Origin of the sequence: Paenibacillus sp. H1-7, from assembly GCF_022354825.1 — a bacterium.
GTDB lineage: Bacteria > Bacillota > Bacilli > Paenibacillales > NBRC-103111 > Paenibacillus_S.
Genome location: NZ_CP031168.1, coordinates 2,047,343 through 2,069,912, shown reverse-complemented (window position 1 = coordinate 2,069,912; position 22,570 = coordinate 2,047,343). Strand labels below are relative to the sequence as shown.

The following is a 22,570-nucleotide window of genomic DNA, read 5'->3' as shown; positions in this document are numbered from 1 at the left end:
TCGCATGATTGTATGTTCAGAAAATGGCACAAAAAAACCCGCATATGCCGTCCGATTTAGCGTTTCAAACCCGCTCTCGCAGGTGGGTGTCCGCAGAACCGCGTTTGAAGTCCCTTTTCGAGGGCATGTCAGCAACGATTCAATGTAGGTCTCCCAAGAAACAGTCATTGGTTCAAAACAACTTAAAACCGAAACGTACATCGCAGGATTTTGTTGTACACTCATTATATTCGTTTGCTCCGGAAAAGTAAACCTCGGGGCGTATCAACTTCTTGCCATGTGATGCAATTTATTGATCGCTTGTCTTAGGTTTCCCATCCGGCTCTTGTTGATTCACGGAAGCTGAAAAAGACTTGTCTGCCGGAACGACATCCTTGCGCACGTCCTTATCGTCCCCGTCACCCGCATTCAGCTGCAGCGGATCCTCTTCCTTTTGTCCTTCAGCTTCGGCCTGGGCTTCCGCTTCCTTCTCTGCCAATTCCTGCTGCTTCGTCTGAAGCTTGCCGAATATCGTATTAAAGTGCCAGAACGAGATGACCGCAATAATACTGCCCATAAAAAACGGAATTAAGAACGTAAACTTCGCCAAGCTGAAATATACGACAACCCCGTTCAGTACGATCATCGAAATGGAGCGCGCCGGATGACCGATCGTAATGAGAATGGAGTTTTTAATAATTTGCAGCAGCTTCATATGAAGATGCGACAAGATGGAGAAAAAGTGAAAAAAGGATACGGACAGAAGAACTGTAAGCGTCAACACCAAATACTTCAAGACGCTCCATCCGCCGCCAACCGAGTTATAGTAATACAAATTCGCCGCAATTACGATTCCGAATACAAAGTAAATCAGTCCGCCGAGCATGGCTTGCTTGAAATTTTCCTTGTACCCGCGGAAAAACGTTTTGAACAACGGTACGTCCTCTTCGCCGGTCAACCATTTGCGAGCTACAGCAAACATGGCTGCTGTCGACGGAAACAAGGTGAACGGCGCTAAGATCCCGCATACGATCAACATCGAGTAAAACTGCATCAGGGTTTCATCCACCTGAATCGTGAACAATCCGAAGAATGCGATGAGGAAAAAAGGCAAGCCGCATAAAATCCATAACACATTTATAACGGATAACCGCATAATCCATTCTGAAATGCGGTAAAATCCCCCCATTACTCCTTTAAACTCCAATACAAAACCCTCCTTAGCGAATACAATGCTTGGCTTACCTTTAGGTGACTAGCTCTATTATAGCCTATTTTCATCCATCTAGGTAGCAGTCTATGCAGCAAAAGTCCATAGACATATGATATATCAACACCCGGCAATCACACAAGTAAAGGAGGCTGACGACATGTCTGTAGGAGGACTTTTTACTTCTTCCGCAATTATTCTGGTACTGTTCATCCTGTTGGTTATCGTACTTCAAGGATCTTTTTATTAATAGATGGTAACTAAAAAAGGTGAAGCTTTCTTAAATAGAAAGCTTCACCTTTTTATTTCATGACAGGGCGTGATGCCCTCTCAATTAGTTTTTCACCAATTCTTCATTGTTGGAACGGGAAGAGGTAGAACGGTTAAATCCGCGGTCGCGTCCATAATCGCGGCTTTGGCCTTCTCCACGTCCGCCGCGGCTATCGCGGTCGCGGGAGTAATCTCTTCCGCCGCCATCTCTGCGTGGAGGTCTGGAGCCAGAGCGGTCACGATCGCCGTAAGGTCTGCCGCCGTCGCTGCGGCGAGCGCCGCCTGCCGTTCCGTAAGGACCGGATGGTCTGCGGCCGGAGCTGCGAACGTCCGGTCTTCTCTTCTTAGCGCGAAGCGGTTCTTCCGGAGTCAGCTCGATCTCGATTTCCTTCTTGTCTCCGGTCAGCAGCTTCAAAGCGGAAGCAAGCAAATGCACGGAATCGTGCTGCTCCAGCAATTGAATTGCCAATCCTTTGTATTCGTTATGCTCGTCTTTTTGCAATACTTCCAAGATGCGTTCAGCCGTAACCTTTTGCTTGCCTTCAATAGCTTCTGCAAGGCTAGGCATTGGCTTTCTTGCAATTTTATGACGAGTAATTTTCTCGATGAAATGCAAGTGGTCGATCTCTCTAGGCGTAACGAAGGTGTAAGCCGCCCCTTCTTTGCCTGCACGTCCTGTACGGCCGATACGGTGTACATAGCTCTCCGGATCCTGCGGCAGGTCGAAGTTAATAACGTGAGTAACGCCGGATACGTCCAAGCCGCGTGCCGCTACGTCGGTAGCTACCAGCACATCGATGCTGCCATCGCGGAATTTGCGCATAACGTTATCGCGTTGGTTCTGGGACAAGTCGCCGTGCAAGCCTTCCGCCGTGTAGCCGCGTTTTTGCAATGCTTCCGCCAGCTCGTCGACGCGACGCTTCGTGCGGCCGAAAATAATCGCCAATTCCGGAGCTTCCATGTCGATCAAACGGCACAAAGCTTCGAATTTTTGTCTTTCGTGAAGCTCGATGTACGATTGGTCGATCAATGGCGCGCTGACTTGCTTAGGAATAACGGATACATGCTCAGGGTTTTTCAGGAACTGATGAGCCAGCTTTTGAATGTTAGCCGGCATCGTTGCCGAGAACAGCATCGTATGACGCTCTTCAGGAACAAGCTTCAGGATGGACTGGATGTCATCCATAAAGCCCATATCCAGCATTTCGTCCGCTTCATCAAGGATAACGGTTTGGACGTCGTCCAGCTTGATCGTTTTACGGTTAATGTGGTCGAGCAAGCGTCCAGGCGTACCGATGATGATTTGCGGTCTCTTTTTCAATGCGCGAATTTGCTTCACGATATCTTGACCGCCATAAATCGGCAGCGAGCGGATTCCCTTGAATCTTCCCAGCTTCTCGATTTCTTCTGCGACCTGAATGGCCAGCTCGCGTGTCGGGCACATGATCAATGCCACGATTTTCTCTTCTTTAACGTCGATCTTGTTAACGAGCGGGATACCGAACGCAGCCGTTTTCCCCGTACCGGTTTGGGCTTGCCCGATCAAGTCGCGATTCTCCATAGCAATCGGAATTGCTTTCTCCTGAATCGGTGTCGACTCTTCAAAGCCCATTTCCGTAATGGCGCGAAGTACCTTTGGCTCTAAGCCGAATTCGTTGAAGTTTTTCAAATGATTTCAATCTCCTTTTAACATAGGGTTCTTGTTTTTATTTACCCTTAAGTGCGACTCCTATATCCTTATATTGTATCTGCAAAATGCGTCCGAAGCATTCGTATTTAAATACGCAAGGCCGTACTTAAGAATATCTTTAGTATTGTACCACAAATGAAAATGATATTCCAGAAATTTCAGAGTGAAACCTTCACTTCCGTATTGTCGTATATTATATGTATAATACAAAGGAAACGAGCAAGTATTTATTGTATATACAAAGGAGAGTTCGCCATGTCGATTTGGAAAAGAGTCGGTGCTATCATCAAGAGCAATAAAGAAGAGGCGCCTGTCAAAGCGACGAATCCTATCGAAGATTCCCAGGTGGGAGACATCATTAACGTAGATTTGGAAGAGTATGTCGTTTCGGGAAAATTGACTTATTTCGACAGAGGCTTTGCACCTCACCGCTACGCTTACTATTTGCAGAACGGCAATGACATGGCCTGCCTGCTGATCGAGAAAGGCCGCACTTATGAATGCTTCGTATGCCATTTTGTGGAGGGATCTCTGGACAGCCCGCACGATGTTCCTACGGAGCTGGACGTAGACGGCGATGTGACGTACCATTTGGACAATCACCGGAGCGATACGGTTCGCGCCGATGGAAATACTGATTTTCGCGGCAATGACGATGTGATGATCTGGCGTTATTTCGGTCCGGAAGGCCGCTATTTCTTCCTGCAATGGCAGGACGGCAAATTCGTTGCGATGGAAGGCACGAAGACGCCGGCCGGACAAATCAAGTTTATGAAAGGCTCCCGATAAGTGCTATAATGGGAAGACCCCTATGGAGGTGATTCCGCTATGAAGAAGCGTTCGCTGCAGTGGCTTTCGATCATCCTGGTCTTTGCTCTGCTAGCAGGTTGCGGCAACGCCGGCAATTATATCAAAGATAATTACTCCTTAATCGATGTGCAGGGCCAAGGCAAAACGACTGCCAAAATTTACTCCGTCGAAGGTAAGGATGTGCCCACCGTCGCCAAAGAATTGGCCGGTCAGGAACCGCCGAAGGAAACCAGCAAGGAATCGGCTGATCAGATGTTCCTTGTTTATGACAATAAAATCGTTAACATTCAGAAGGACCCTGAGAACGAAGGGAATACGCTCGTCGAGCTGGATTCCATTGAATATGCCAAGGAAAACTACGGCTCGTCCTTTTTGCAGGGCTATATAACGGCGTCATTGCTGCAATCCCTGTTCGGAGGCGGCTGGTTCAGCAGCCATTCGAGCGGTCAAGATTACCGCGGATACACGTCGAGCAAACGGTATAACGATTACGGGAAATACCAGTCGGTACCTTTCCCCTCTTCGTCCAAGAGCTCTTCGGGCAGCGCGACGGCGCCTTCCCAGACGAGTCCGTCTACAACGGACAGAAAGGGCAGCTTCAGCACCGGGACGACTACTCCACCGTCTTCTTCCGGTTCTAGCACCACGACTCCGCCGAAGAGCAGCTCGGGAAGCTCTAGCAGCAGCAACAGTAGTAGCAGTAGCAGCAACCTTCGTAAAAACGACGGCTCCACTCCTACTTACAAGGCGCCTAGCTCGAGCTCCAAATCGAAACCGAGCACCAGTACGCGCTCCGGCTCCTTCAAGAGAAAATAAACATTTATTACCACAAAAAGTCTCGCATACACTTCGTATCGCGGGGCTTTTTTTATATGACTTCCATTCGTTTATAAGACAAAAAACTAACCCAATCCCCGCTATTGTTAAGCAGATGATTGAAACCTTGTAATGATTCCGATACTAAGGATAACTTCACTTACACCTTGGAGGAACTACCTATGTTTTACCAATGGTCAAAATCACTGCTCATCGTTATTCTAGGCAGCGCTATCGTATCGGCTAGCTTTAACCTGTTCTTGATTCCGCACCAGCTGCTGAGCGGAGGCTTCTCGGGGATATCGATGATCGTCGGTTATTTAACCGGATGGAACATCGCCATTCTGTACTTTATCAGCAACCTGCCCATCCTGATATGGGGACTGTTAAAGATCGGCCGCAAGTTTATTATTCTGAGCGTCGTCTCCGTCATTATGACCAGCTGGTTTATGGAGCTGATTCCGCTGCATCCTGTTGCGCAAAATGAAATTTTGGCAGCGGTTACCGGCGGTGTGCTTATAGGAATAGGTACGGGCATCAGCATGCGTGTAGGCGGCTCCACCGGCGGCTTCGACATTATCGGCTCGATCATCACTCAAAAGAAAGACTTTCCGCTCGGCACGTTGCTGTTTATATTAAACGGATTGGTTATTGTAGCGCTTGGTTATTTTAAAAACAATTGGGACTTGGCGCTGTACTCGATGCTGTCCATATTTGTTACGGGCAAGATCATCGACACGATCCATACCCGCCATTTGAAGGTTACCGTATTCATCGTAACGAAGAACAAGGACGCGCTGCTTGAGCAGCTGATGAAAATACAGCGCGGCGTGACGGTGCTCTCTACCGAAGGAGCTTATACGAAGCATCCTCAGCATATGCTGATGACGGTAACCACCCGCTACGAGCTGGCCGATTTGCAGATCATGATCCGTGAAACGGCGCCGGATGCGTTCGTCAACATAGTCGAAACGGTAGGCATTATGGGGCAATTCCGGCGTGGGTAAGCAGTGGACAAGGATTTAATATTAAGAAAAGATTAGAATAAAATCCCATACATTCTTGCGTCATTTGTGTTATAATGAAAGAAGTAATTTCATACAACTCCTCATGCTTTACCTGTGCTGCTACACGTAAGTCTAGCCTGATCCTCTCCAAGAGATGACGAGAAAGGGTGATGCTTGTGGAAACAGTAAAGTTATCGACGATTGTAATGAGATTGACTCCCGAGTTGTATCCTTTCCTGAAGCGGTCCGAGCTCGATTTTGAGATCGTTCTGCGTAACGGGCTTGAAGCATTGGAAGCCGAGGATGCAATGGAAATTATTCAATACAGTATTTCCGAACATCAAAAAGACGCCTTGCTCCATTGAGGGCGTCTTTATTTTGGATTCGCGAAAAATTTCGTGTTTCGTAATAAATTTTTCGTTATATTTCCTTAAAATAATGGTATGATAGAGTTAATACTATATAACGGAGGTAGATCGCATGGGCGCACTTTCACCATGGCATATCATATTAATTGCTCTTGTCGCATTGCTGCTGTTCGGCCCGAATAAATTGCCGGAGCTCGGCCGCGGTTTCGGTAAAATGTTCCGCGAGTTCAAGGATGCCACAACGGGCAACAACAACTCCGGATCTAATGATGAACCCCCGGTTCAGAAGAAAGAACTAATATCCGCTGAAGCTCCGAAGCAGGACAATGTAGTTCCAAGCCAAACCAAACAAGGGTGAGGACAAAATAACGAGCCATCCGCCTATTTAAGGCCGATGGCTTTTTTTGTTTGATATAGAAAACAGTTACTTTTGAAGGCTCCGCTCCTTGCGGGAAACCGCATGGGTGCCTAGCAGCAGAACGGCAGCTATAGCAGTCAAGCAGGCTCCGAAGCCGTACATGGCCTGGCCGCCCCACAGATCTTTAATATAGCCTCCAACGAAGCCACCGGTAATCCCTGCGAGTCCAAGAAACACGGCCGCAAGCATCGCCTGCCCCGTCGAGCGCAGCTCTTCCGGTACAAGCCTCACGGCGTACTGTACGGCAACAATCCAGAACACGGCAAAGGTTACGGAATGCGTGAGCTGCAGCGCAATGAGGATTGACGGATCCGTGATCCATGCATACAATGCCCAACGGACCGTATACAATACCGCTACCATTCCAAGCAGCGCCAGCTCATGAAACCGGTGCATATACCTGCCCAGCAATGCGAAGGTCGGTACTTCGCTTAATGCTGCGAGCGCCCAAGCCCAACCGGCCATCGAATCGGGTGCCCCCAAATCCTTCAAATACAGCACCAGCAATCCGTCATTCATCCGGTGCGGAATCATTAGCAAAAAAATCAGAAGCAAAAACCATAAAAAAGGACGGTTTTTGAGAACACTAGTAAGGGCGGTAATGGAAATGCCCGGACCGCCTCCCTTTTCGTCCTTAAGAAACAACAGCAGCACGAGAGGAAAAACCCATATGGACCAATACAGCCATGGAATGCTCTGCAGTCCCCCAATCAGGCTGAGAACCGAGCCTGCCGTCATCGCCATCAATGTGAAGCCGAGTGATCCCCACATCCGCACGGAGCCGTAGGGCAAGCCGGCATGGATCGTCGCTTTGATCGTCACACTGTCCAATAGCGGAACGGAAGAAAGCATGAAAAAGTAAAGCAGCAGCATGAACAAAAATGACCATCCATAGCCCTCCGTGACGAAAATTCCTGTACTGGAGAGCAGCGTACAAGTCCAAAGAAGGAAAATGATCAATTTCAACGTGTGGTACCGGTCGCTCAAATACCCCCATAGCGGTTGAGCGAAAATGGCTACGAACGGGCCGAACATCATTAAGAGCCCGATTTGCGCGGAAGAATACCCTTTCAATTCAAAATAAATCGGCAAAAAAGGCATGAGGACAGCCGTTGTCGCATAGTAAAAAAAATTGAGCCCACGCAAAGTCCAAATTTGATTTTTCATAGCACCGGTCCTTCTTTGACAAGTTAACCTAAACACCAAAAATTCAACAAAATGCGTCAAAGTTCTCTATTTACCTATCGACTCTTTTATTATAATGGTAGATATCATTCTGGCAAGGAGAGATTGACAAGCATATGGAACTTTTACTAGCATCGCTGTTGATGGTCGCAGGCCAAGTCGGAGCCGATCACCCTAACGTAAGCTTCGACCAGCTCGTTCAGGCTTCGCTCGATTCCAAGAACGCGGTCGTCCGGCAAGCCGACTCCGGTACGGGCAATAACGATTATTTAAGACCTCTTAACAAGAAGGATCCGCAAAAAGACGCCCCTAAAATCAAAGGGGTCTATGTAACGGCGCACAGCGCAGCCGGTGCAAGAATGAACACGCTGCTGAAGCTGCTCGACGATACGGAGCTCAACTCCATGGTTGTCGACATTAAAGATGATTGGGGATACATTACTTACAATACGGGCAATCCCGAGCTGGAGGCTATGGGAACGACCCAAAAAATCATTTCCGATATGCCTAAGCTGATAAGCACAATGCAGGAGCATGACATCTATCCTATCGCGCGGATCGTCGTATTCAAAGATACCGTTCTTGCCAAGAAGCAGCCCGAGCTATCATTCATCAATCCGGACGGCACCCTGTGGGGCAACAATAAGTCCAATCCCGACAGCTTCGTCAATCCTTATAAAAAAGAAGTATGGGATTACAACATCGCCATAGCCAAAGAAGCGGCCAAAGCCGGCTTTAAGGAAATTCAGTTCGACTACGTGCGATTCCCGGAAGGGTTCGAGAAACGGGCGGATACATTAAAGTATGACAAAGACGAACGGACTAGAATCCAGGCGGTTGCTGAGTTCGTAAAGTATGCCAGAGAGCAGCTGGCTCCGTTAGGCGTCCGAGTCTCCGTGGACATCTTCGGCTATGCAGCCTCGGTTCCCGCCGCGGAAGGGATCGGACAGGATTTCGAGAAGATTTCGGAAAATGTCGACGTCATCAGCCCGATGATCTATCCAAGCCATTACTCTACCGGATGGTTCGGAGCCAAAATTCCTGATGCCGAGCCGTACGTCACGATCAACGGAGCGATGAAGGATACACACAAAAAGCTGGCTCCGATCAACGATATACAGCCCATTATTCGTCCATGGATACAAGACTTCACCGCCTCCTGGGTGCAAGGCTATATCAAGTACGGCAAACATGAAATCGAAGAGCAGATCCGTGCATTGAAGGATAACGGCGTAGAGGAATTTTTACTGTGGAACGCAGTGAATACGTACACTCCAAATGTCGAATATAAATAAAGCATCCGTGGATGTAAAAATCCCCGTTGGAATTTATCCAGCGGGGATTTTGTTATTCTTATCAAGTTATAAGTCCGGTATTTGCCAGTCGATGGCTTCCGTGCCGATGCTTCTCAGGAAATCGTTGGTTTGGGAATACGGCTTGCTGCCAAAAAATCCGCGGTGCGCCGACAAGGGGCTTGGATGAACGGAACGCAGCACCTTATGATGCTTGTTTGTAATCAGCTGCATCTTTTGCTGTGCGTGGCTGCCCCACAGGATGAAGAGGACCGGCTGCTCGCGCTGGTTCAATTGAGAAATCACGCAGTCCGTAAATCGTTCCCAGCCTTTACCCTTATGGGAATTCGGCGTAGCCTCCCGTACGGTCATTACCGTATTGAGCAGCAATACGCCCTGCTCCGCCCAACGGACCAAATAGCCGTTATTCGGGATTTTGCACCCAAGGTCGTCTCGCAGCTCCTTGAACATGTTTTGCAATGACGGCGGCGCAGGGACTCCCGGCTTCACGGAGAAGCTCAACCCATGGGCTTGCCCCGGGCCATGATACGGGTCCTGTCCTAGGATAACGACCTTCGTATCCGCATAAGGCGTTAAGCGCAGCGCGTTGAAAATATCATACATATCGGGATAGATGGTCCGCGATCCGTATTCTTCCTTAAGAAACTGCCGCAGCTCTTTGTAGTAGGACTGCTCGAATTCCTGTGCCAGCAAGTCTTCCCAATCGTTATTCAAGATGGGCATATCAATTATTCACTCCAAAATTTCGTTGATTAACCTCGAAACGTCGTTACCATGTGTACAAAATAATTTACCGTGCGATGAACCCGGTCCTTCACCTTCGTGTCCGCCGGTTCTCCTTCCGGTGTAAACACGCGCTGATCGCCTCCGATCGAAATCCACTCGGGGCAATTAATGCCGTGCACGTTGCGGACGATCGTTTGCAGCTGCTGCAAGGAGCTTACGCCAACAGCGCCTCCCGTAGAGCTGACGGAGAGCACGACTTTCCCGTCGAACTGCTCAAAGCCGACATGGTCCAGTGCGTTTTTCAATACGCCGCTTGGAGCGCCGTGGTATTCGGGTGTTGCCAGAACGATGCCGTCCGCATCCTTCAATTGCTGTTTCATGAACAGCAGGTTAGTGTCATTCGCTTCGACATCCGGGCTGTAAATCGGTACAGGCGATTGATTCAGATCAATCAGCGTAACTTCGCATTCCTTGCCTTCCAGAACGGTTTGGATATATCGGCATAATTGGGTGCTAGTCGATTGCTTGCGATTACTGCCTGCTAAAATGGTTATTTTCATCACATTTGGCTCCTTCGCTTAACTTTATACACATAGTAGTATACAATGTATACTAAGTCAACTTATGGAAACGCCTATTTTTCTGTCCAAAAGCTACAAGGATCCGTTTCTATAGGCCATGCTTTCTATCGTATCAGAATCCGGTCATTGTTGCATGTTTTTTCTAATATTAGCTACAATGAAACTAACGGACAATCTATAAAGGAGATGATGATGCATGCTGATGATAGGCGAACAAGCTCCCGCCTTCGAAGCCGACTCTACGCTCGGTCCGATCCGATTGAACGATTATCTCGGTAAACAGCCGATTGTCTTAATCTTTTACCCGAAGGACGAAACGCCTATTTGTACGAAGCAGCTGTGTGCCGTCCGTGACTCCAAAGCGGAATATGCCAAATATGATGCGCTGGTACTGGGTATAAATCCTGCATCCGTCGAGGAGCATCGGAAATTTTCCCAAAAGTTTATGTATGACTTCCCTCTCGTTTCCGATCACGAGGAACGGATCCGCCAGTTGTACGACGTCGGGAAAGTGTTTCTTCTAGGCCAGCAGCGTGTCGTCTATGTGATAGCCTCTGACGGAACAATCGTGTACGCCAAAAAAGGGAACCGCCCTACCTCCGAGATCATGGCCGTTCTGGAGCATCTGCTTACAACGAACTAAGATCCGTCATTCGCTTTACCTGTTCTTGGCCGCTTAAGCCGTAAAAAGAACACCCCATGGAACCGTCTCGCCTTAAGCGGGCCGTTCCACGGGGTGTTCTTGTTTCGCAATGAAGCCTTATTGGGACAAGCGCTTGGTCAGTTCGTACAGTTCCATATTAAACTCTTTCTTCGAGTTGACTACTTTATCGATGTCAGTCGTAACCAATTCCCCTTTGATGACGCCGCATGATTTGCCGGATTCGCCTTCAATCAGCTTGCGGACGGCAAAATCGCCCAGCTTCCCTCCGAGAATACGGTCATTGTGAGTCGGAGCTCCACCGCGTTGGATATGGCCCAACACCGTAACGCGCGGCTCAATGCCGTTGCGCTTCGTGATTTCGTTGGCGATTTCTTCGCCCTTGCACACGCCTTCCGCTACGACGACGATACTATGGCGCTTCCCTTGGTCGAAGTTGCCCGCCATCCGTTGTGCTACTTCATCGAGATCGAACGGCACTTCCGGTACGAGGATCGTTTCCGCACCGCTGGCCAGTCCGGCATACAGCGCAATATCGCCGCAGTGGCGTCCCATAACTTCAACAACGGAAGAACGCTCATGGGAGCTCATGGTGTCGCGCAGCTTATTGATCGCGTCAACTACAATGCTGACGGCCGTATCGAAACCGATTGTAAAGTCTGTGAACGGAATGTCGTTATCGATCGTTCCCGGTAAGCCCATCGTTTTGATGCCCAGCTTGCTCAGCTTGTTGGCGCCTTGGTAAGAGCCGTCGCCGCCGATAACTACCAAACCGTCGATGCCCCGCTTCCGCAGGTTGTCCGCGCCGAGCTGCTGCCCTTCAGGTGTCATAAACTCCTTACAGCGAGCCGTTTGCAAAATGGTGCCGCCGCGTTGAATGATGTCGCCCACGCTTCGCAAGTCCATCTCGCGGATGTCGTCGTTGATCAAACCGGCATAGCCGCGCTGCACCGCATAAACTTCCAACCCGTGAAACAGCCCGCTGCGCACAACCGCGCGCACTGCGGCGTTCATTCCTTGCGAATCCCCGCCGCTGGTCAAAACGGCTATTTTTTTAATAGACATGTATGGTTTCCTCCTATTCCTTGCACTCAGGTGCTCGGGAAATTATGATGTTTTACGAATCCAAACACTGTTGACGAAGAAAAAAAGGCGCGTCAACGGGCTGCCTTTCATTAATTCCCGTGAAATTTGCTTGACCTGCTTCTGCTTGCTTACTTTCGGATCGGACAAATACAATGCGAGTAAACCTTCAATAATCATGCGATGAAACGCCGGATGCTCCAGCCGGTTCGCTTTGTTGCGCGCTTCCAGCACGATAGCCGCAATCCGCTCTACCGTCTGATCCATGTTGTCGTAATAGCTGCAAAAGTTCAAATCGCCGCCGATTTCGTCTTCTTCCTGGTCAATCAAGTAATCCAGCAATATATGCAATCCGCAAATATACGGAAAATAAGCATCGTGAATCGTTTCTACGGCAGCCGGCTTCAATTGGGAATCCGAGGCTGCCAGAAACAGCATGAATACGCCCAGCGTCGACCCCGTCGCCGCCGCGAACTCATTCCAGCTTATGGCCGGAAAGCTCGCCTCGTGCTTGCTCCACCAGGCTTGCAGCGCGTCCTCTCTCAGCTCATGGCGAATATGCTTGTACACCTGCAGGTCGCAATAAAGCCCTACAAGCTTGCGTACGTTGTCCGCTACCAAAGAATAGGACGGCAGGAGCCTGATGCTAGCCTGGCATGTTTTGACAAGCTCATTCAAGTACCCGGCGTCTTCCTTCTCCTGCCGGAGTGCGTAATAATCGTGCAGCGGCTCCGCCGGATCGACGGCATCGAGCATCGATTGGTGCAGCATGCGGAAGTCGTCCGGGTCCATCGACGTGCTGCGGTCGCACAGGTTGTCCAAGTAATCGCTGATCGTTTGGAAAGCGACAATTAACGGAATAAGCACATGACGCATCGGCAAATTAGCGGCAGCATATACAGCCCCGCCTTCACAGTGAAACTGCTTGCTCGTCATGCTGTCAATTGCCTGCTTCTGAAGCTCCAGATCCGGAATGGATTCCGCCTTGGAGCGCCAAAACTTCAACTGCTCCCTTACCTCGGGCAGCACATACCGGTATACTCGGAGCATCAGATGAATAGAGTTGCCTGGGACAAGCGACATGCGGCGCAGATCAGAGCTCAAGGGAATGTCCTCCGGTCTGCTGGAACGAGTATTGCACGAGAAGCTTGATTTCCACCCATTGCAGCTCTGTCAGCAGCTCCTCCGCCAGTTCGTTCTGAACGACGGTAACCTGCTGCTCCACTATATCCACGAACAAGTACGGATCCCAGGACGGCCCCGACACCAGCTTATCCAGCCGATTCTTTAACGAGTCGCTGCCGAAGGCTTCCGCAGCATAGCTTTGCACCCGCGCTTTGGCCGCAGCCTGCAAGGCATCGCCAACGGGATGCGCCCCTCCTTGCCGGAACCAATACTTGGAGTTGCCGTAGTCGCCTTCCATCCTGTGCATGATTGCATGCCAATAGCTGCCTAACGGGGTGTGCAATTCCTGGGACAGCTTATGCGAAGCCTCCAGGCTTTCATTCAGCAGGTGCAATCCCGCCTTGACCGCCTTCGCATTAGAAAGCGCACGGGAATCCAGGCCCTCCTGCGGCAGCTTCGAAATCCGGATATCGTGCAAATCATCCCATTCCTCCATGGGGTAGAGGGAAGGCCGGTGATCTCTTAACATATTCCATAACTTCTCGACCGCTTCCGTCCATGCCAAAACCAATCACCTCATCACAATAAAACTCGTAACCTTAATTATATTACAAAGTAAAGACAATGCCCATCTATTTCTTACCACATAGGAAAGTTTAACTTCGTTAAAGCATTAAAGTGCTTAACAAACTTTTCTGTTGGCGAATAGACCTACATCTGAACGAGATCACTCCTCTTCGAAAGACCTGGATAGAGGTTTATCTCAATGATGCGCAGCGGAGGCCGACACGTCCTGATTGACCCGGAACCAAAGGTGAAGCTCGTTAATGGTGCCCGCCAGCTCGGCAATCTCGCTGTTCAGCTCGCAGGACAGCTTGAAATTATCCTCCACATTCAATTGATTTTGCTTGCGGATAATGATTTTCTCGAGACGTTTGATCTGATCCGGTATCGTTCCCCGGATTTCTTCCCAGCGCAGCAATATATCAGACCGCTCTTGATCGGAGTACTCTTCCCATTCTTTGTCCAAATGAGGCAGCGGTATACCAAGTCGTTCATCTTGTACGAAAGTCCATGTCATAAATGGTTCCGCCTTTCTTAATTTTCGGGGCTCCCGGCAAAGTATCCGCTTTGGCTTCGAAGTCAAAGCGCCACTTTGCGGGGTTATTTTTCTGCACTTTCTTTATCTACATAAATGTACCACGAAGCCGCAACCCTCTGCCAGTAGGTATGTAAATTTTCCGCTCCACTCGGGAATTTCTATGCTATACTAGGAAGAATGATTGTTAACGTTAAACATACCTAGGAGCCTTGACTTTATGAGTAGCATCGAACAACCCAGAGTGACGTATAAGCAGCTGCTGACCTTTTTCATCCCGCTCGGAATAGCGTCCAGCCTCGTCACGATCTCTCACGTCATCATTAACAGTACGCTTGCCCGCTCCGCCAATCCGGAGATTATTATCGCAAGCTACGCGCTGCCTCTCAGTATTCTGGGCATCACCGAAAGACCCGCCGTTCTTATGCGGCAAACTTGCTCGGCTCTGGTTCGCGACCGCGTCTCCTTCCGGGCCATGTCCATCATCAGCTGGTATATATTGGCGGCAATTATGCTGTTAGGCGCCCTGATTTGCTACACTCCAGTAGGCAAATGGGTGTTTTTGCATTTTTTCGGCGTCGAGGAATCGCTGCTTCAGCCCATGGTCGATGTATATAAGATTTTAATGTTCGTCAGTATTTTTTCGGGACTGCGCTGTTTGTATCACGGAATTATCATTTTTAATATGCGAACCAAATGGCTGACGATCGGGATGGTAATCCGGCTTATTGCGATGTACGTGCTGTCGCTCTACTTCATTCATACGAACCAGGTTGACAGCGGTAAAGTCGGGGCTATTATTTTTCTGACAGGAATGGTGGTCGAGGCTGCGGTCAGTGTCTGGGAGGGCCGTTCGCTATTGAAGCAAATTCCCGAGAAAAAACCGGACCATCCGATCGAAAAGCCCAAGCAGATATTTCAATTTTACCGCCCGCTGCTCTACTCATCGGTCATCGCCGTTATCGTCGGGCCTGCAATTAATGCATTTTTGGGCAAAACGATGGATTTCCAGCTGGCTGTAGCGGCATTCGCCATTGCGGGAAGCTTGACGAACCTGGTGCAAAGCTTTTTCTCCTACATTCATCAGATCGTGCTGAACTTTTACCGCAAAGATTCGCAGACGGTCATGCGCTTCACGCTCATGCTTGCGTTCATTCCGGGTCTGCTGATTGCCATGCTTGCTTATACTCCGCTCGGACCGCTATTCATGCAGAATGTCATGGGTGTGAACGAACGGCTTATGCACGCCAGCCTCGATACGCTGCGAGTGTTTATGATTACGACGCTTGTATTTCCTTGGCTTGATTTCGGCAATGGAATGATCATGCTGCGCGGACAAACGAAGGTAATGGTTTGGTCCCAGGCGGCGAACGTCACAGTGACGCTGATTTCCCTCGTGCTCGGCGTGATGTGGAGTCCGGGCTGGAACGGAATGATCGGAGCTTTGGCGCAATCGCTCGGTCTTGCCGCCGAAGCGGCCGTCGTCTGGTTCGTCCTTAGGGAATTGTGGAAGACGTCCGACAAGCTGCCGGAACGAATGACTTTTAAAACATAGAATCGAGTGATTACGTGGAAAGCGGAATTCAACAGCGCAAGCCTCATTACGGTGCGCAGCGCGCCTTTACATTTTCATTTTTTATGACAACGGCCGTCATTGTCTCGTATTTTCCTTTATATTTTCAATCGGTTGGATATTCGACGATTCAAATCGGACTGCTCTACTCCATCGGACCGTTGATCGGCATCGTGTCGAATCTGTTCTGGGGCATAATCAGCGATAAGCTTCAAACCGTCAAAAAGATTCTGCTCGTCATCCTTGCCGCTCAGCTCGTCACGTCGTTCGTCGTTTTTCAGACGGCGAATTTTGGGTGGCTCATGGTCTTTATGGCGGTGTTCTTTTTCTTCCAGTCGCCGACGACCTCGTTAAACGACAGCTTGACGCTGCTGAATATTAGCGGAACGAACAAAAGCTACGCCTCCTTCCGTATTTGGGGCTCTATCGGGTTTGCAGCAGCCTCTCTCTTCTTCGGTTTGCTGCTTCAGCAGCGCGGCTCCGGCCTAACGGCTATCCTATGCTTGTTTACAATTGGCCTATCCCTCGTTTTGTCGACGCTGCTTACGGACGGTCGCAGTCAATCGGGCAAAAAAATCCAGTTTTCCGGCATGGTGCAAATCGTCGCTTCCCGGCAAATGGTGCTCTTTTTGCTGACCATTACGGTTGTTTCGGTAGCTCACCGGTTTAACGACGGGTTTCTAGCCCTGTTCTTGAAGCAGCTGGGGGCGGACCCCTCCATCGTCGGCTGGTCGTGGATGGTTTCGGCCGTGAGCGAAATCCCGATTTTTTTCCTGCTCAGCAAATACGGTCACAAGTACAAGGAGCTGCCTCTTCTGGCCGTTTGCGCTATCGTATATGTCGTCCGGTTTCTGCTGATGAGCCAGGTCGAGAATCCGTTGTGGGTTATCGTCATTCAGGCCATGCACAGCATTTCGTTCGGCATCTTCTTCTTTACCGTCATCCGTTATATCCAGAGGAATGTCCCCGATGAGTTCCGGGCTACCGGCCAAGCGATCTTCGCCGTCTGCTGGTCGGGAGTTGCCGGGCTCGTCAGCGGTACTTTGGGCGGCTGGCTGTTCCGCGATTTCGGTCCGCACGTCATGTACGGTATTGGCGCAGCGCTATCCTTGATTGCCGTATTCGGCTTCCTGTTTTTGCATTATGCTTACAAGCACGACTAATGTTTGCCAAGTTAGTCAAGAAATGTTCAAATTTTCGCTCAGAAAATCGTTCCGCTACGCAAGAAAATGTCCATTTCCGTCGTCTATAGTATAGGCATGCTGCGAGGAAATGGCGCGAGTGAGCAATCCGCCCTGCTGCAGACCTGCAACAGGGCTTTTTCGCATTCTTTTTTCAATGCTGTACATGACGCATTCGGTGCCATCTTTAAATTAACGAACGGAAGACGGAGGGGTTACGTGCTTGCAGTAGATCATTTATCACATCGGTTCCGTAACGGAAACGAAGAGACGCCGGTCCTTCACGATATTCATTTTACCGTGTCCAAAGGGGAGATTGTCTCGCTTCTCGGAAGCTCTGGATCCGGCAAATCGACGCTTCTTAACCTGATGGCCGGTTTAATGAAGCCGTCGCAAGGAAGCATTCTTATTAACGGGCATCCGATTGAGAAAATGTCCGAAAACCAGCTGGCGGAGTTCCGACGGACGCATATCGGCTTTATTTTTCAATCCTATGAGCTGATTCCGCACTTGACGGTTCGTGAAAATGTCGAGCTGCCGCTTGTATTTCAGGGCATCAAAGCCAAAATCCGCAAGGAGAAGGCGGTAGCGCTGCTGACGAAAGTAGGGCTGGGAGAGAAAACGGAAATGTTCCCCTCCCAATTATCGGGCGGCCAGCAGCAGCGCGTCAGTATCGCCCGCTCCCTGATTACCGAGCCGGCGATCGTGTTCGCAGACGAACCTACGGGGAATTTGGATACCAAGACCGAGAAAGAAATCATCGATCTGCTTCTCGAGCTTAATAAAACATCGCAGATCACGTTTGTCATTGTCACCCACGAGATTGAAGTGGCCAAACGAACCCGTAGAGTAATCCAGCTGCGGGACGGTTATTTGGTGGAGGAACCACTTGAGGCGGGTGAGGACGAATGAGGCTCCGCGATTACTTGAAGCTGGGCTGGGAGCAGCTGAGACGGAGAATGGTCGTCACCGCGCTGTGCGCCATGGGGATCGCCATAGGCTCCGCCTCGATCATCGTTGCCTTGTCGTTCGGCGAATCGATCAACCATTACAGCAAGACGCAGATGAGCTTCTATATGAAATCGGACGAAATAACCGTGCGGAACGGAATTGCCAAAGGCGCCGACGCCAAGGATACCAATGCCTCCAAGGCGTACGAGCTGAACAAGGCCAAAATAGACATTATGCGCAGCCTTCCCTATGTCAAAGCATTGGCCACCTACCAGACGTTCAATCAATTCGAGTTCGAGGTAGATAATAAGAGAGGTCAGCTCTACAACGTATACGCTACCGAGCTGGACACACTGGAGGCTTTCGGCTCCGAGCTGCATCAGGGAGGAGCCTCCGATATGGACAATACGATCATCTTGAGCTACGGTGCCACGATGGGACTGTTCGACGAACAGCTCTCCCGTTCCGGAAGCCAGGAGGAGCAGTCCGAAAGCGAGCAGCTCGACAACTATCTTAACCAGCGCATTATTGCGTATCCCGTCTATCAAAAGCAGATTATTTTGAAGCCGCAAATTTTCATGCCGAACGGGCAGCAGATCTCGAGCATTCAGTTCCCGCTTCGTGTCGTCGGCATTTTGAAGAAGCCGGAAGGTGTCTCCGACGATATGGTTAGCAACATGAAGACGGCGTTCATCTCCCCCGCTCTCGGCAAAAAGATCCGCGACGCCATGGCCGAAGCCAACTCGAACGCGAGCAGCAAATCCGGTTCGAGTACGAAAGCGGCACAGCCGGAGCCGGAGTATAATGAAGTCAAAATTAAAGTCGATGAAAGCTCCCACGTCCGGGAATTGGATGAGTGGATCAAGAAGCTGAAGCTGTCTACCGAGACGAACCTGTTCCGAGAGGAACGAATGCAAGGGGAATTGGTTATATTGCGCCTGGTGTTCGGCGGCGTCGGTTTGTTCATTCTGTTCGTCGCTTCCATCTCGATCATCGTTGCTATGACCATGTCCACGTATCAGAGAAGACGGCAGATCGGCATTATGAAGGTGCTGGGAGCCAACTTGAAGCAGATCCGGCATATGTTTATGGTCGAATCCGCTCTGCTTGGAGTACTGGGAGGCGGCTGCGGCATTTTATTATCGTACTGGGTTATTTGGGGGATCAACATCGTCGTCATGAAATTTTCCCCTCCGCGTCCGGGAGCCGAGCAGGAAATCTTGTTCATCAGCCCGTGGATATTGCCTGTAGGATTGTTCTTTGCCGTACTGACCGGTGTTTTGTCGGGAATCTACCCCGCCATCAAAGCATCCCGCACCGACGCATTGACCGCTATCAAACGAGACTAGGAGACAACTAAGCGATGAAAAAGAAAACATGGATATCGGCTATAGCCGGAGCCGCAGTAATCGGAATAACCGCTTTCCTCTATTTGCAAAGCCATTCCAAGCCGGCGCCGCAGCAGCAGATCAATCAAGGAATGTCCGCTCTGTCATTCAAAGTAACCCGGGAGGATTTGATCAGCTCCGTCGAAGTGAAAGGGAAAACGTCCTATCAAAATGAAACCTACATCAACGCCCCCTTCTCTGCGGATGTCAAAGCGTGGACCGTCACCGACGGCGCACAGGTCGGCAAGGGAGACTCCTTGTTCCAGCTGGACAGCGCAGCGCTCGACGATGAAATAGCGCAGCTTCAGGCCAATAAGAAAAAACAGGAGCTGGAGCTCAAGCTGGCCGAATTTCAGCGCGATACGGGAGCACAAGAAGCAGCCGTCAGTGCGGAAGGCATCAACGAGAGTGCGGCGAAGCAGCGCTATGCGCAGTCGAAAAGCCAAGAAATACAGGAGGAGATTTCGAGGCTGAATCTCGAGCACATGCAATCCCAGCTCGCGCAAAAGCTGGAGAAGCGCCAAGCGGCTCAATTCACGGCCCCTGTGAACGGCATATTTTTGTTCGACAGCACCAAGCAGCCGCAATCTTTGAAGGAAAACGAACGGGTAGGAAAAATCGTCGATTTGACCAAGCTGCAGCTCATCTGCACGGTGGGAGAATACGATCTGTTCAAGCTGAAGGTCGGCATGCCGGTGGAGGTCAAGGTCGATGCTCTCAAAAATACCAAGCTTCAAGGAAAAATCGAGCGTATCTCCAAATTCGCCAAAAATACAGGGGACAGCAGTGATTCTGCCAGTAAAACGGCGGCAGCCGAATTCGAGGTCACCATCTCCCTGGAGCAAAATGAGCAGCTCATCGCCGGCTTGAGCCTGACCGCTACGGTGATGACCGACAAGAAGCCGGGTACTCTGGTCGTCTCCACTCTCGCCATTCAGCGCGACAAGGATCAATATTACGTCATGGTTCAAAACGGGCCTAACGGTTTGGAAAAGAAAGAAATTGAAATCGGATTGGAAACTCCAGAAAAAACGGAGATTGTGAAGGGCTTGAACGAAGGAGACACCGTGGTGATTCAATAAGGGCAACGCAAAGGTTGTCATCCCCCTCCAAACCGGATATAATGAATGGTGGCTTTTAGTACCAAGTCATAATCATGTTTGCATGTTTGAAGGGATGGAGTACCAATGGAATATAACGATTTTAAAACAATACTGCACGAACGCAGAAGCGTACGTCGTTTCACCGAGCAAGAAGTAGCCGTTGAGGATATAAAAGAGCTTATCGATTGCGCCCGCTACGCGCCTAGCGATACGAACTCGCAAACCTGGGAATTCATCGCCATCGTGAACCGCGAGAAGATTAAAGAGATTGAGCAAATGACGTGGGATCAGCTCCATAAGAGAGCAGCCGAAGCCGAGCAGCGCGGCCTGAGCAAAGAAGCGCGCCTGCTGGTCAAGTCTTTCGGACCGTACGCAACCGCCTTCTCCGATGCGCCTGTCTTGATCGTCTGCCTGGCTACGCCATATATGTCCAAGTTCAGAGACCGTATTTTCGATCCGGTTCAGCTCGTTGACGATGCCGTCTGGGCCGAGGAAGGCATCAAGAGCAGCTGCCTTGCCGCACAAAATCTGATGCTGGCCGCACACGCTCGCGGTCTTGCCACTTGCCCGATGACCGGTCCTGTTCTTCTTGCATCCGAGCAGCTTCGCGAGTATTTGGAGATTCCGGAACATTCCCAGATCAACATGGTCATTTCGCTTGGTTATCCTTCTGAGCGTCCCGGCAAGCTTCCCCGCAAGGAAGTCGATGAAATTTTACGTATCGTGAACTAGCCGAAATAAAGCAGTAAAGCCGTGACTCCTTGGAGAGCTCACGGCTCTATTGTTGTGTCGATTCAAGTCCATACCCCATAATGATTGGATGAGCCAAAAAAAAGCAGTCTCCCGAATGATCGAGAGCTGCTTTCTTCCTGCTTGCTATGACACTAATATATAAGAAAAACCGACGTATGCCATGATGTAGAGCCATCTGCAAGAGATGGATTATTCTTGTCTTACGCCGCTGTTTTTTTGATCTTATAGCTTAATGACGTTAGCTGCTTGAGGACCACGGTTTCCTTGAGTGATTTCGAACTCAACGGATTGGCCTTCTTCAAGAGTTTTGAAACCGTCGCCTTGGATTGCGGAGAAGTGAACGAATACATCGTCGCCGCCTTCTACTTGAATGAATCCGTAGCCTTTTTCTGCGTTAAACCATTTAACTGTACCTTTCAATGAAAACAACCTCCTAGAAGTATCGCCATCTGAGAGCGAATACGTTAATTATATCACCAGAATAATTATAAATCAACCTGCAAAAAAGAATCAAGCTTCCATTTTTCTCTTATTTCCTAAGACATAAAAATTCGGTTGATCCCGGTATAAACGGCAATTCAGACTTGCCCATCTCTGCAGCTACCCCATCATGGCGGAGTTCCGACAGTAAGCTATCCAGCTGCGGATAACGAACCCAGCGCAGCGAATGCAGCGGATAAATGAGAACCCTTCCCCCTCTTTTACCCACTCTGAGCAGCTCGCGAATCGCCTGCAAGTGAAATGATTCCCCGAGCATATCGTTATATAAAAATAAAAAATGACTGCACAGCACTAATGAAAACGAATCATTATCAAAAGGAAGCTCAGGTAACCCGGCCGGTGTATATTTGCCTGCGCCGGCGGACTTCCGGAAGTCATCCATGAACAATCGCAAAGACTGCTCGCGCAGCTCACGGTGACGCTCCAGGCTGCCATAATAGGACCAGTCGAACACCTCCCGGATTCCTGCCAGCTTCTGCGTCGAGCTCTCAATCTCCGATTGCCCGTGTGCCTGAATCGCATCCGGGTCCATCCCGTATAACGGGTCCGCTGCCTGCGCACGAAATCCTCTCGCGCTAGCTTCGGCAACGAAGGAAGATGCGCCTGCGGCTACATCCAATATCGGCCCTTCATTCAAATCGATATGCCGCAAAGCGAACATCCGCTCATACTCGGCATACGACCGGCATGTCATCGCCACTCCGGTCTGTTCATACACTTTCTCGCTCATGCTCATCTCTCCTCTTCTAATTGAACCTGACTCATCTCATCTCGGCTCG

24 protein-coding genes and 1 other RNA gene are annotated in these 22,570 nt (G+C 49.9%); 13 read left to right on the top strand and 12 right to left on the bottom strand.

Annotated elements, in window-relative coordinates; translation table 11 throughout:
• Positions 1 to 31 precede the first annotated feature (31 nt).
• The 3 genes from ssrS to cshA all read right to left on the bottom strand — a co-directional run bounded on the left by ssrS (position 32) and on the right by cshA (position 3,128).
• A non-coding RNA gene (gene ssrS, locus DVH26_RS09445) (6S RNA) lies at positions 32 to 212 on the bottom strand.
• A gap of 77 nt (positions 213 to 289) precedes the next feature.
• On the bottom strand, positions 290 to 1,186 hold the full coding sequence (locus DVH26_RS09440) for a YesL family protein (protein ID WP_239633441.1): 897 nt from the start codon (positions 1,184 to 1,186) through the stop codon (positions 290 to 292).
• 337 nt (positions 1,187 to 1,523) lie between these two features.
• A complete protein-coding gene (cshA, locus tag DVH26_RS09435; RefSeq protein ID WP_275590463.1) occupies positions 1,524 to 3,128 on the bottom strand; it encodes a degradosome RNA helicase CshA in 1,605 nt (534 codons plus the stop codon).
• A gap of 276 nt (positions 3,129 to 3,404) precedes the next feature.
• On the opposite strand from cshA, the gene DVH26_RS09430 reads away from it, so the two are divergent.
• The 5 genes from DVH26_RS09430 to tatA all read left to right on the top strand — a co-directional run bounded on the left by DVH26_RS09430 (position 3,405) and on the right by tatA (position 6,508).
• Positions 3,405 to 3,938, top strand: a complete 534-nt coding sequence (locus tag DVH26_RS09430; RefSeq protein ID WP_239633440.1) for a DUF4178 domain-containing protein — start codon at positions 3,405 to 3,407, stop codon at positions 3,936 to 3,938.
• Between the two features lie 39 nt (positions 3,939 to 3,977).
• Positions 3,978 to 4,775: a DUF4247 domain-containing protein gene (locus DVH26_RS09425; RefSeq protein ID WP_239633439.1), complete on the top strand. Its 798-nt coding sequence runs from the start codon at positions 3,978 to 3,980 to the stop codon at positions 4,773 to 4,775.
• A 182-nt stretch (positions 4,776 to 4,957) separates the two neighbouring features.
• Complete coding sequence (locus DVH26_RS09420; protein WP_239633438.1) at positions 4,958 to 5,782, top strand: YitT family protein; 825 nt, start codon at positions 4,958 to 4,960, stop codon at positions 5,780 to 5,782.
• 170 nt (positions 5,783 to 5,952) lie between these two features.
• The gene (locus DVH26_RS09415; RefSeq protein WP_028547871.1) at positions 5,953 to 6,147 is read left to right on the top strand and encodes a hypothetical protein; all 195 of its coding nucleotides are present in this window, start codon (positions 5,953 to 5,955) and stop codon (positions 6,145 to 6,147) included.
• A 115-nt stretch (positions 6,148 to 6,262) separates the two neighbouring features.
• A complete protein-coding gene (tatA, locus tag DVH26_RS09410) occupies positions 6,263 to 6,508 on the top strand; it encodes a twin-arginine translocase TatA/TatE family subunit (RefSeq protein WP_239633437.1) in 246 nt (81 codons plus the stop codon).
• Positions 6,509 to 6,574: 66 nt separating this feature from the next.
• Here tatA and DVH26_RS09405 read toward each other — a convergent pair whose 3' ends face one another.
• The gene (locus DVH26_RS09405) at positions 6,575 to 7,735 is read right to left on the bottom strand and encodes an MFS transporter (RefSeq protein ID WP_239633436.1); all 1,161 of its coding nucleotides are present in this window, start codon (positions 7,733 to 7,735) and stop codon (positions 6,575 to 6,577) included.
• 134 nt (positions 7,736 to 7,869) lie between these two features.
• Here DVH26_RS09405 and DVH26_RS09400 point away from each other — a divergent pair, with 134 nt between their 5' ends.
• Positions 7,870 to 9,048, top strand: coding sequence for a putative glycoside hydrolase (locus tag DVH26_RS09400; protein WP_239633435.1), 1,179 nt, complete (start codon positions 7,870 to 7,872; stop codon positions 9,046 to 9,048).
• 66 nt (positions 9,049 to 9,114) lie between these two features.
• Here the strand turns inward: DVH26_RS09400 and DVH26_RS09395 are convergent, their stop codons facing one another.
• Together DVH26_RS09395 and DVH26_RS09390 are read right to left on the bottom strand one after the other, a co-directional pair.
• On the bottom strand, positions 9,115 to 9,789 hold the full coding sequence (locus DVH26_RS09395; RefSeq protein WP_239633434.1) for a uracil-DNA glycosylase: 675 nt from the start codon (positions 9,787 to 9,789) through the stop codon (positions 9,115 to 9,117).
• Positions 9,790 to 9,818: 29 nt separating this feature from the next.
• Positions 9,819 to 10,352 carry an NADPH-dependent FMN reductase gene (locus tag DVH26_RS09390; RefSeq protein ID WP_239633433.1) on the bottom strand — a complete coding sequence of 178 codons (534 nt, stop codon included), beginning with the start codon at positions 10,350 to 10,352 and terminating at the stop codon, positions 9,819 to 9,821.
• Between the two features lie 217 nt (positions 10,353 to 10,569).
• On the opposite strand from DVH26_RS09390, the gene DVH26_RS09385 reads away from it, so the two are divergent.
• Positions 10,570 to 11,016: a peroxiredoxin gene (locus DVH26_RS09385; RefSeq protein WP_239633432.1), complete on the top strand. Its 447-nt coding sequence runs from the start codon at positions 10,570 to 10,572 to the stop codon at positions 11,014 to 11,016.
• A gap of 117 nt (positions 11,017 to 11,133) precedes the next feature.
• Here DVH26_RS09385 and pfkA read toward each other — a convergent pair whose 3' ends face one another.
• The 4 genes from pfkA to DVH26_RS09365 all read right to left on the bottom strand — a co-directional run bounded on the left by pfkA (position 11,134) and on the right by DVH26_RS09365 (position 14,323).
• Positions 11,134 to 12,099 (bottom strand): 6-phosphofructokinase, encoded by a 966-nt coding sequence (pfkA, locus tag DVH26_RS09380; protein WP_239633431.1) that lies wholly within the window; start codon positions 12,097 to 12,099, stop codon positions 11,134 to 11,136.
• Between the two features lie 42 nt (positions 12,100 to 12,141).
• Positions 12,142 to 13,167, bottom strand: a complete 1,026-nt coding sequence (locus tag DVH26_RS09375; RefSeq protein WP_239635327.1) for a tetraprenyl-beta-curcumene synthase family protein — start codon at positions 13,165 to 13,167, stop codon at positions 12,142 to 12,144.
• 43 nt (positions 13,168 to 13,210) lie between these two features.
• Complete coding sequence (locus DVH26_RS09370; RefSeq protein WP_239633430.1) at positions 13,211 to 13,807, bottom strand: hypothetical protein; 597 nt, start codon at positions 13,805 to 13,807, stop codon at positions 13,211 to 13,213.
• Positions 13,808 to 14,005: 198 nt separating this feature from the next.
• On the bottom strand, positions 14,006 to 14,323 hold the full coding sequence (locus tag DVH26_RS09365) for a hypothetical protein (protein ID WP_239633429.1): 318 nt from the start codon (positions 14,321 to 14,323) through the stop codon (positions 14,006 to 14,008).
• Positions 14,324 to 14,561: 238 nt separating this feature from the next.
• Between DVH26_RS09365 and DVH26_RS09360 the strand changes: the two genes are divergently transcribed.
• The 6 genes from DVH26_RS09360 (at position 14,562) to DVH26_RS09335 (ending at position 21,269) form a co-directional block, all read left to right on the top strand.
• Positions 14,562 to 15,896 (top strand): multi antimicrobial extrusion protein MatE, encoded by a 1,335-nt coding sequence (locus DVH26_RS09360; RefSeq protein WP_239633428.1) that lies wholly within the window; start codon positions 14,562 to 14,564, stop codon positions 15,894 to 15,896.
• 14 nt (positions 15,897 to 15,910) lie between these two features.
• Entirely contained in the window at positions 15,911 to 17,077 is a 1,167-nt protein-coding gene (locus tag DVH26_RS09355) for an MFS transporter (protein ID WP_239633427.1), read from the top strand.
• 237 nt (positions 17,078 to 17,314) lie between these two features.
• A complete protein-coding gene (locus DVH26_RS09350; protein WP_239633426.1) occupies positions 17,315 to 18,007 on the top strand; it encodes an ABC transporter ATP-binding protein in 693 nt (230 codons plus the stop codon).
• The gene (locus DVH26_RS09345; protein WP_239633425.1) at positions 18,004 to 19,395 is read left to right on the top strand and encodes an ABC transporter permease; all 1,392 of its coding nucleotides are present in this window, start codon (positions 18,004 to 18,006) and stop codon (positions 19,393 to 19,395) included. The genes DVH26_RS09350 and DVH26_RS09345 overlap by 4 nt, the downstream gene beginning before the upstream one ends.
• A 14-nt stretch (positions 19,396 to 19,409) precedes the next feature.
• A complete protein-coding gene (locus tag DVH26_RS09340; RefSeq protein WP_239633424.1) occupies positions 19,410 to 20,516 on the top strand; it encodes an efflux RND transporter periplasmic adaptor subunit in 1,107 nt (368 codons plus the stop codon).
• 105 nt (positions 20,517 to 20,621) lie between these two features.
• Positions 20,622 to 21,269: a nitroreductase family protein gene (locus tag DVH26_RS09335; RefSeq protein ID WP_239633423.1), complete on the top strand. Its 648-nt coding sequence runs from the start codon at positions 20,622 to 20,624 to the stop codon at positions 21,267 to 21,269.
• A gap of 243 nt (positions 21,270 to 21,512) precedes the next feature.
• On the opposite strand, the gene DVH26_RS09330 is transcribed toward DVH26_RS09335, so the two are convergent.
• Positions 21,513 to 21,710 carry a cold shock domain-containing protein gene (locus DVH26_RS09330; protein ID WP_028547888.1) on the bottom strand — a complete coding sequence of 66 codons (198 nt, stop codon included), beginning with the start codon at positions 21,708 to 21,710 and terminating at the stop codon, positions 21,513 to 21,515.
• Positions 21,711 to 21,819: 109 nt separating this feature from the next.
• Positions 21,820 to 22,521 carry a class I SAM-dependent methyltransferase gene (locus DVH26_RS09325; RefSeq protein WP_239633422.1) on the bottom strand — a complete coding sequence of 234 codons (702 nt, stop codon included), beginning with the start codon at positions 22,519 to 22,521 and terminating at the stop codon, positions 21,820 to 21,822.
• Between the last annotated feature and the right edge of the window lie 49 nt (positions 22,522 to 22,570).

What these genes read in the sequence shown, in the direction of transcription:
- DVH26_RS09430 (WP_239633440.1), top strand. Translation starts at nt 3,405, where the DNA reads ATGTCGATTTGGAAAAGAGTCGGTGCTATCATCAAGAGCAATAAAGAA.
- DVH26_RS09415 (WP_028547871.1), top strand. Translation starts at nt 5,953, where the DNA reads ATGCTTGTGGAAACAGTAAAGTTATCGACGATTGTAATGAGATTGACT.
- DVH26_RS09345 (WP_239633425.1), top strand. Translation starts at nt 18,004, where the DNA reads ATGAGGCTCCGCGATTACTTGAAGCTGGGCTGGGAGCAGCTGAGACGG.
- DVH26_RS09335 (WP_239633423.1), top strand. Translation starts at nt 20,622, where the DNA reads ATGGAATATAACGATTTTAAAACAATACTGCACGAACGCAGAAGCGTA.
- DVH26_RS09405 (WP_239633436.1), bottom strand. Translation starts at nt 7,735, where the DNA reads ATGAAAAATCAAATTTGGACTTTGCGTGGGCTCAATTTTTTTTACTAT.
- DVH26_RS09400 (WP_239633435.1), top strand. Translation starts at nt 7,870, where the DNA reads ATGGAACTTTTACTAGCATCGCTGTTGATGGTCGCAGGCCAAGTCGGA.
- tatA (WP_239633437.1), top strand. Translation starts at nt 6,263, where the DNA reads ATGGGCGCACTTTCACCATGGCATATCATATTAATTGCTCTTGTCGCA.
- DVH26_RS09420 (WP_239633438.1), top strand. Translation starts at nt 4,958, where the DNA reads ATGTTTTACCAATGGTCAAAATCACTGCTCATCGTTATTCTAGGCAGC.
- DVH26_RS09360 (WP_239633428.1), top strand. Translation starts at nt 14,562, where the DNA reads ATGAGTAGCATCGAACAACCCAGAGTGACGTATAAGCAGCTGCTGACC.
- DVH26_RS09395 (WP_239633434.1), bottom strand. Translation starts at nt 9,789, where the DNA reads ATGCCCATCTTGAATAACGATTGGGAAGACTTGCTGGCACAGGAATTC.
- DVH26_RS09375 (WP_239635327.1), bottom strand. Translation starts at nt 13,167, where the DNA reads ATGCTCCGAGTATACCGGTATGTGCTGCCCGAGGTAAGGGAGCAGTTG.
- DVH26_RS09325 (WP_239633422.1), bottom strand. Translation starts at nt 22,521, where the DNA reads ATGAGCGAGAAAGTGTATGAACAGACCGGAGTGGCGATGACATGCCGG.
- DVH26_RS09365 (WP_239633429.1), bottom strand. Translation starts at nt 14,323, where the DNA reads ATGACATGGACTTTCGTACAAGATGAACGACTTGGTATACCGCTGCCT.
- DVH26_RS09385 (WP_239633432.1), top strand. Translation starts at nt 10,570, where the DNA reads ATGCTGATGATAGGCGAACAAGCTCCCGCCTTCGAAGCCGACTCTACG.
- DVH26_RS09340 (WP_239633424.1), top strand. Translation starts at nt 19,410, where the DNA reads ATGAAAAAGAAAACATGGATATCGGCTATAGCCGGAGCCGCAGTAATC.
- pfkA (WP_239633431.1), bottom strand. Translation starts at nt 12,099, where the DNA reads ATGTCTATTAAAAAAATAGCCGTTTTGACCAGCGGCGGGGATTCGCAA.
- DVH26_RS09425 (WP_239633439.1), top strand. Translation starts at nt 3,978, where the DNA reads ATGAAGAAGCGTTCGCTGCAGTGGCTTTCGATCATCCTGGTCTTTGCT.
- DVH26_RS09390 (WP_239633433.1), bottom strand. Translation starts at nt 10,352, where the DNA reads ATGAAAATAACCATTTTAGCAGGCAGTAATCGCAAGCAATCGACTAGC.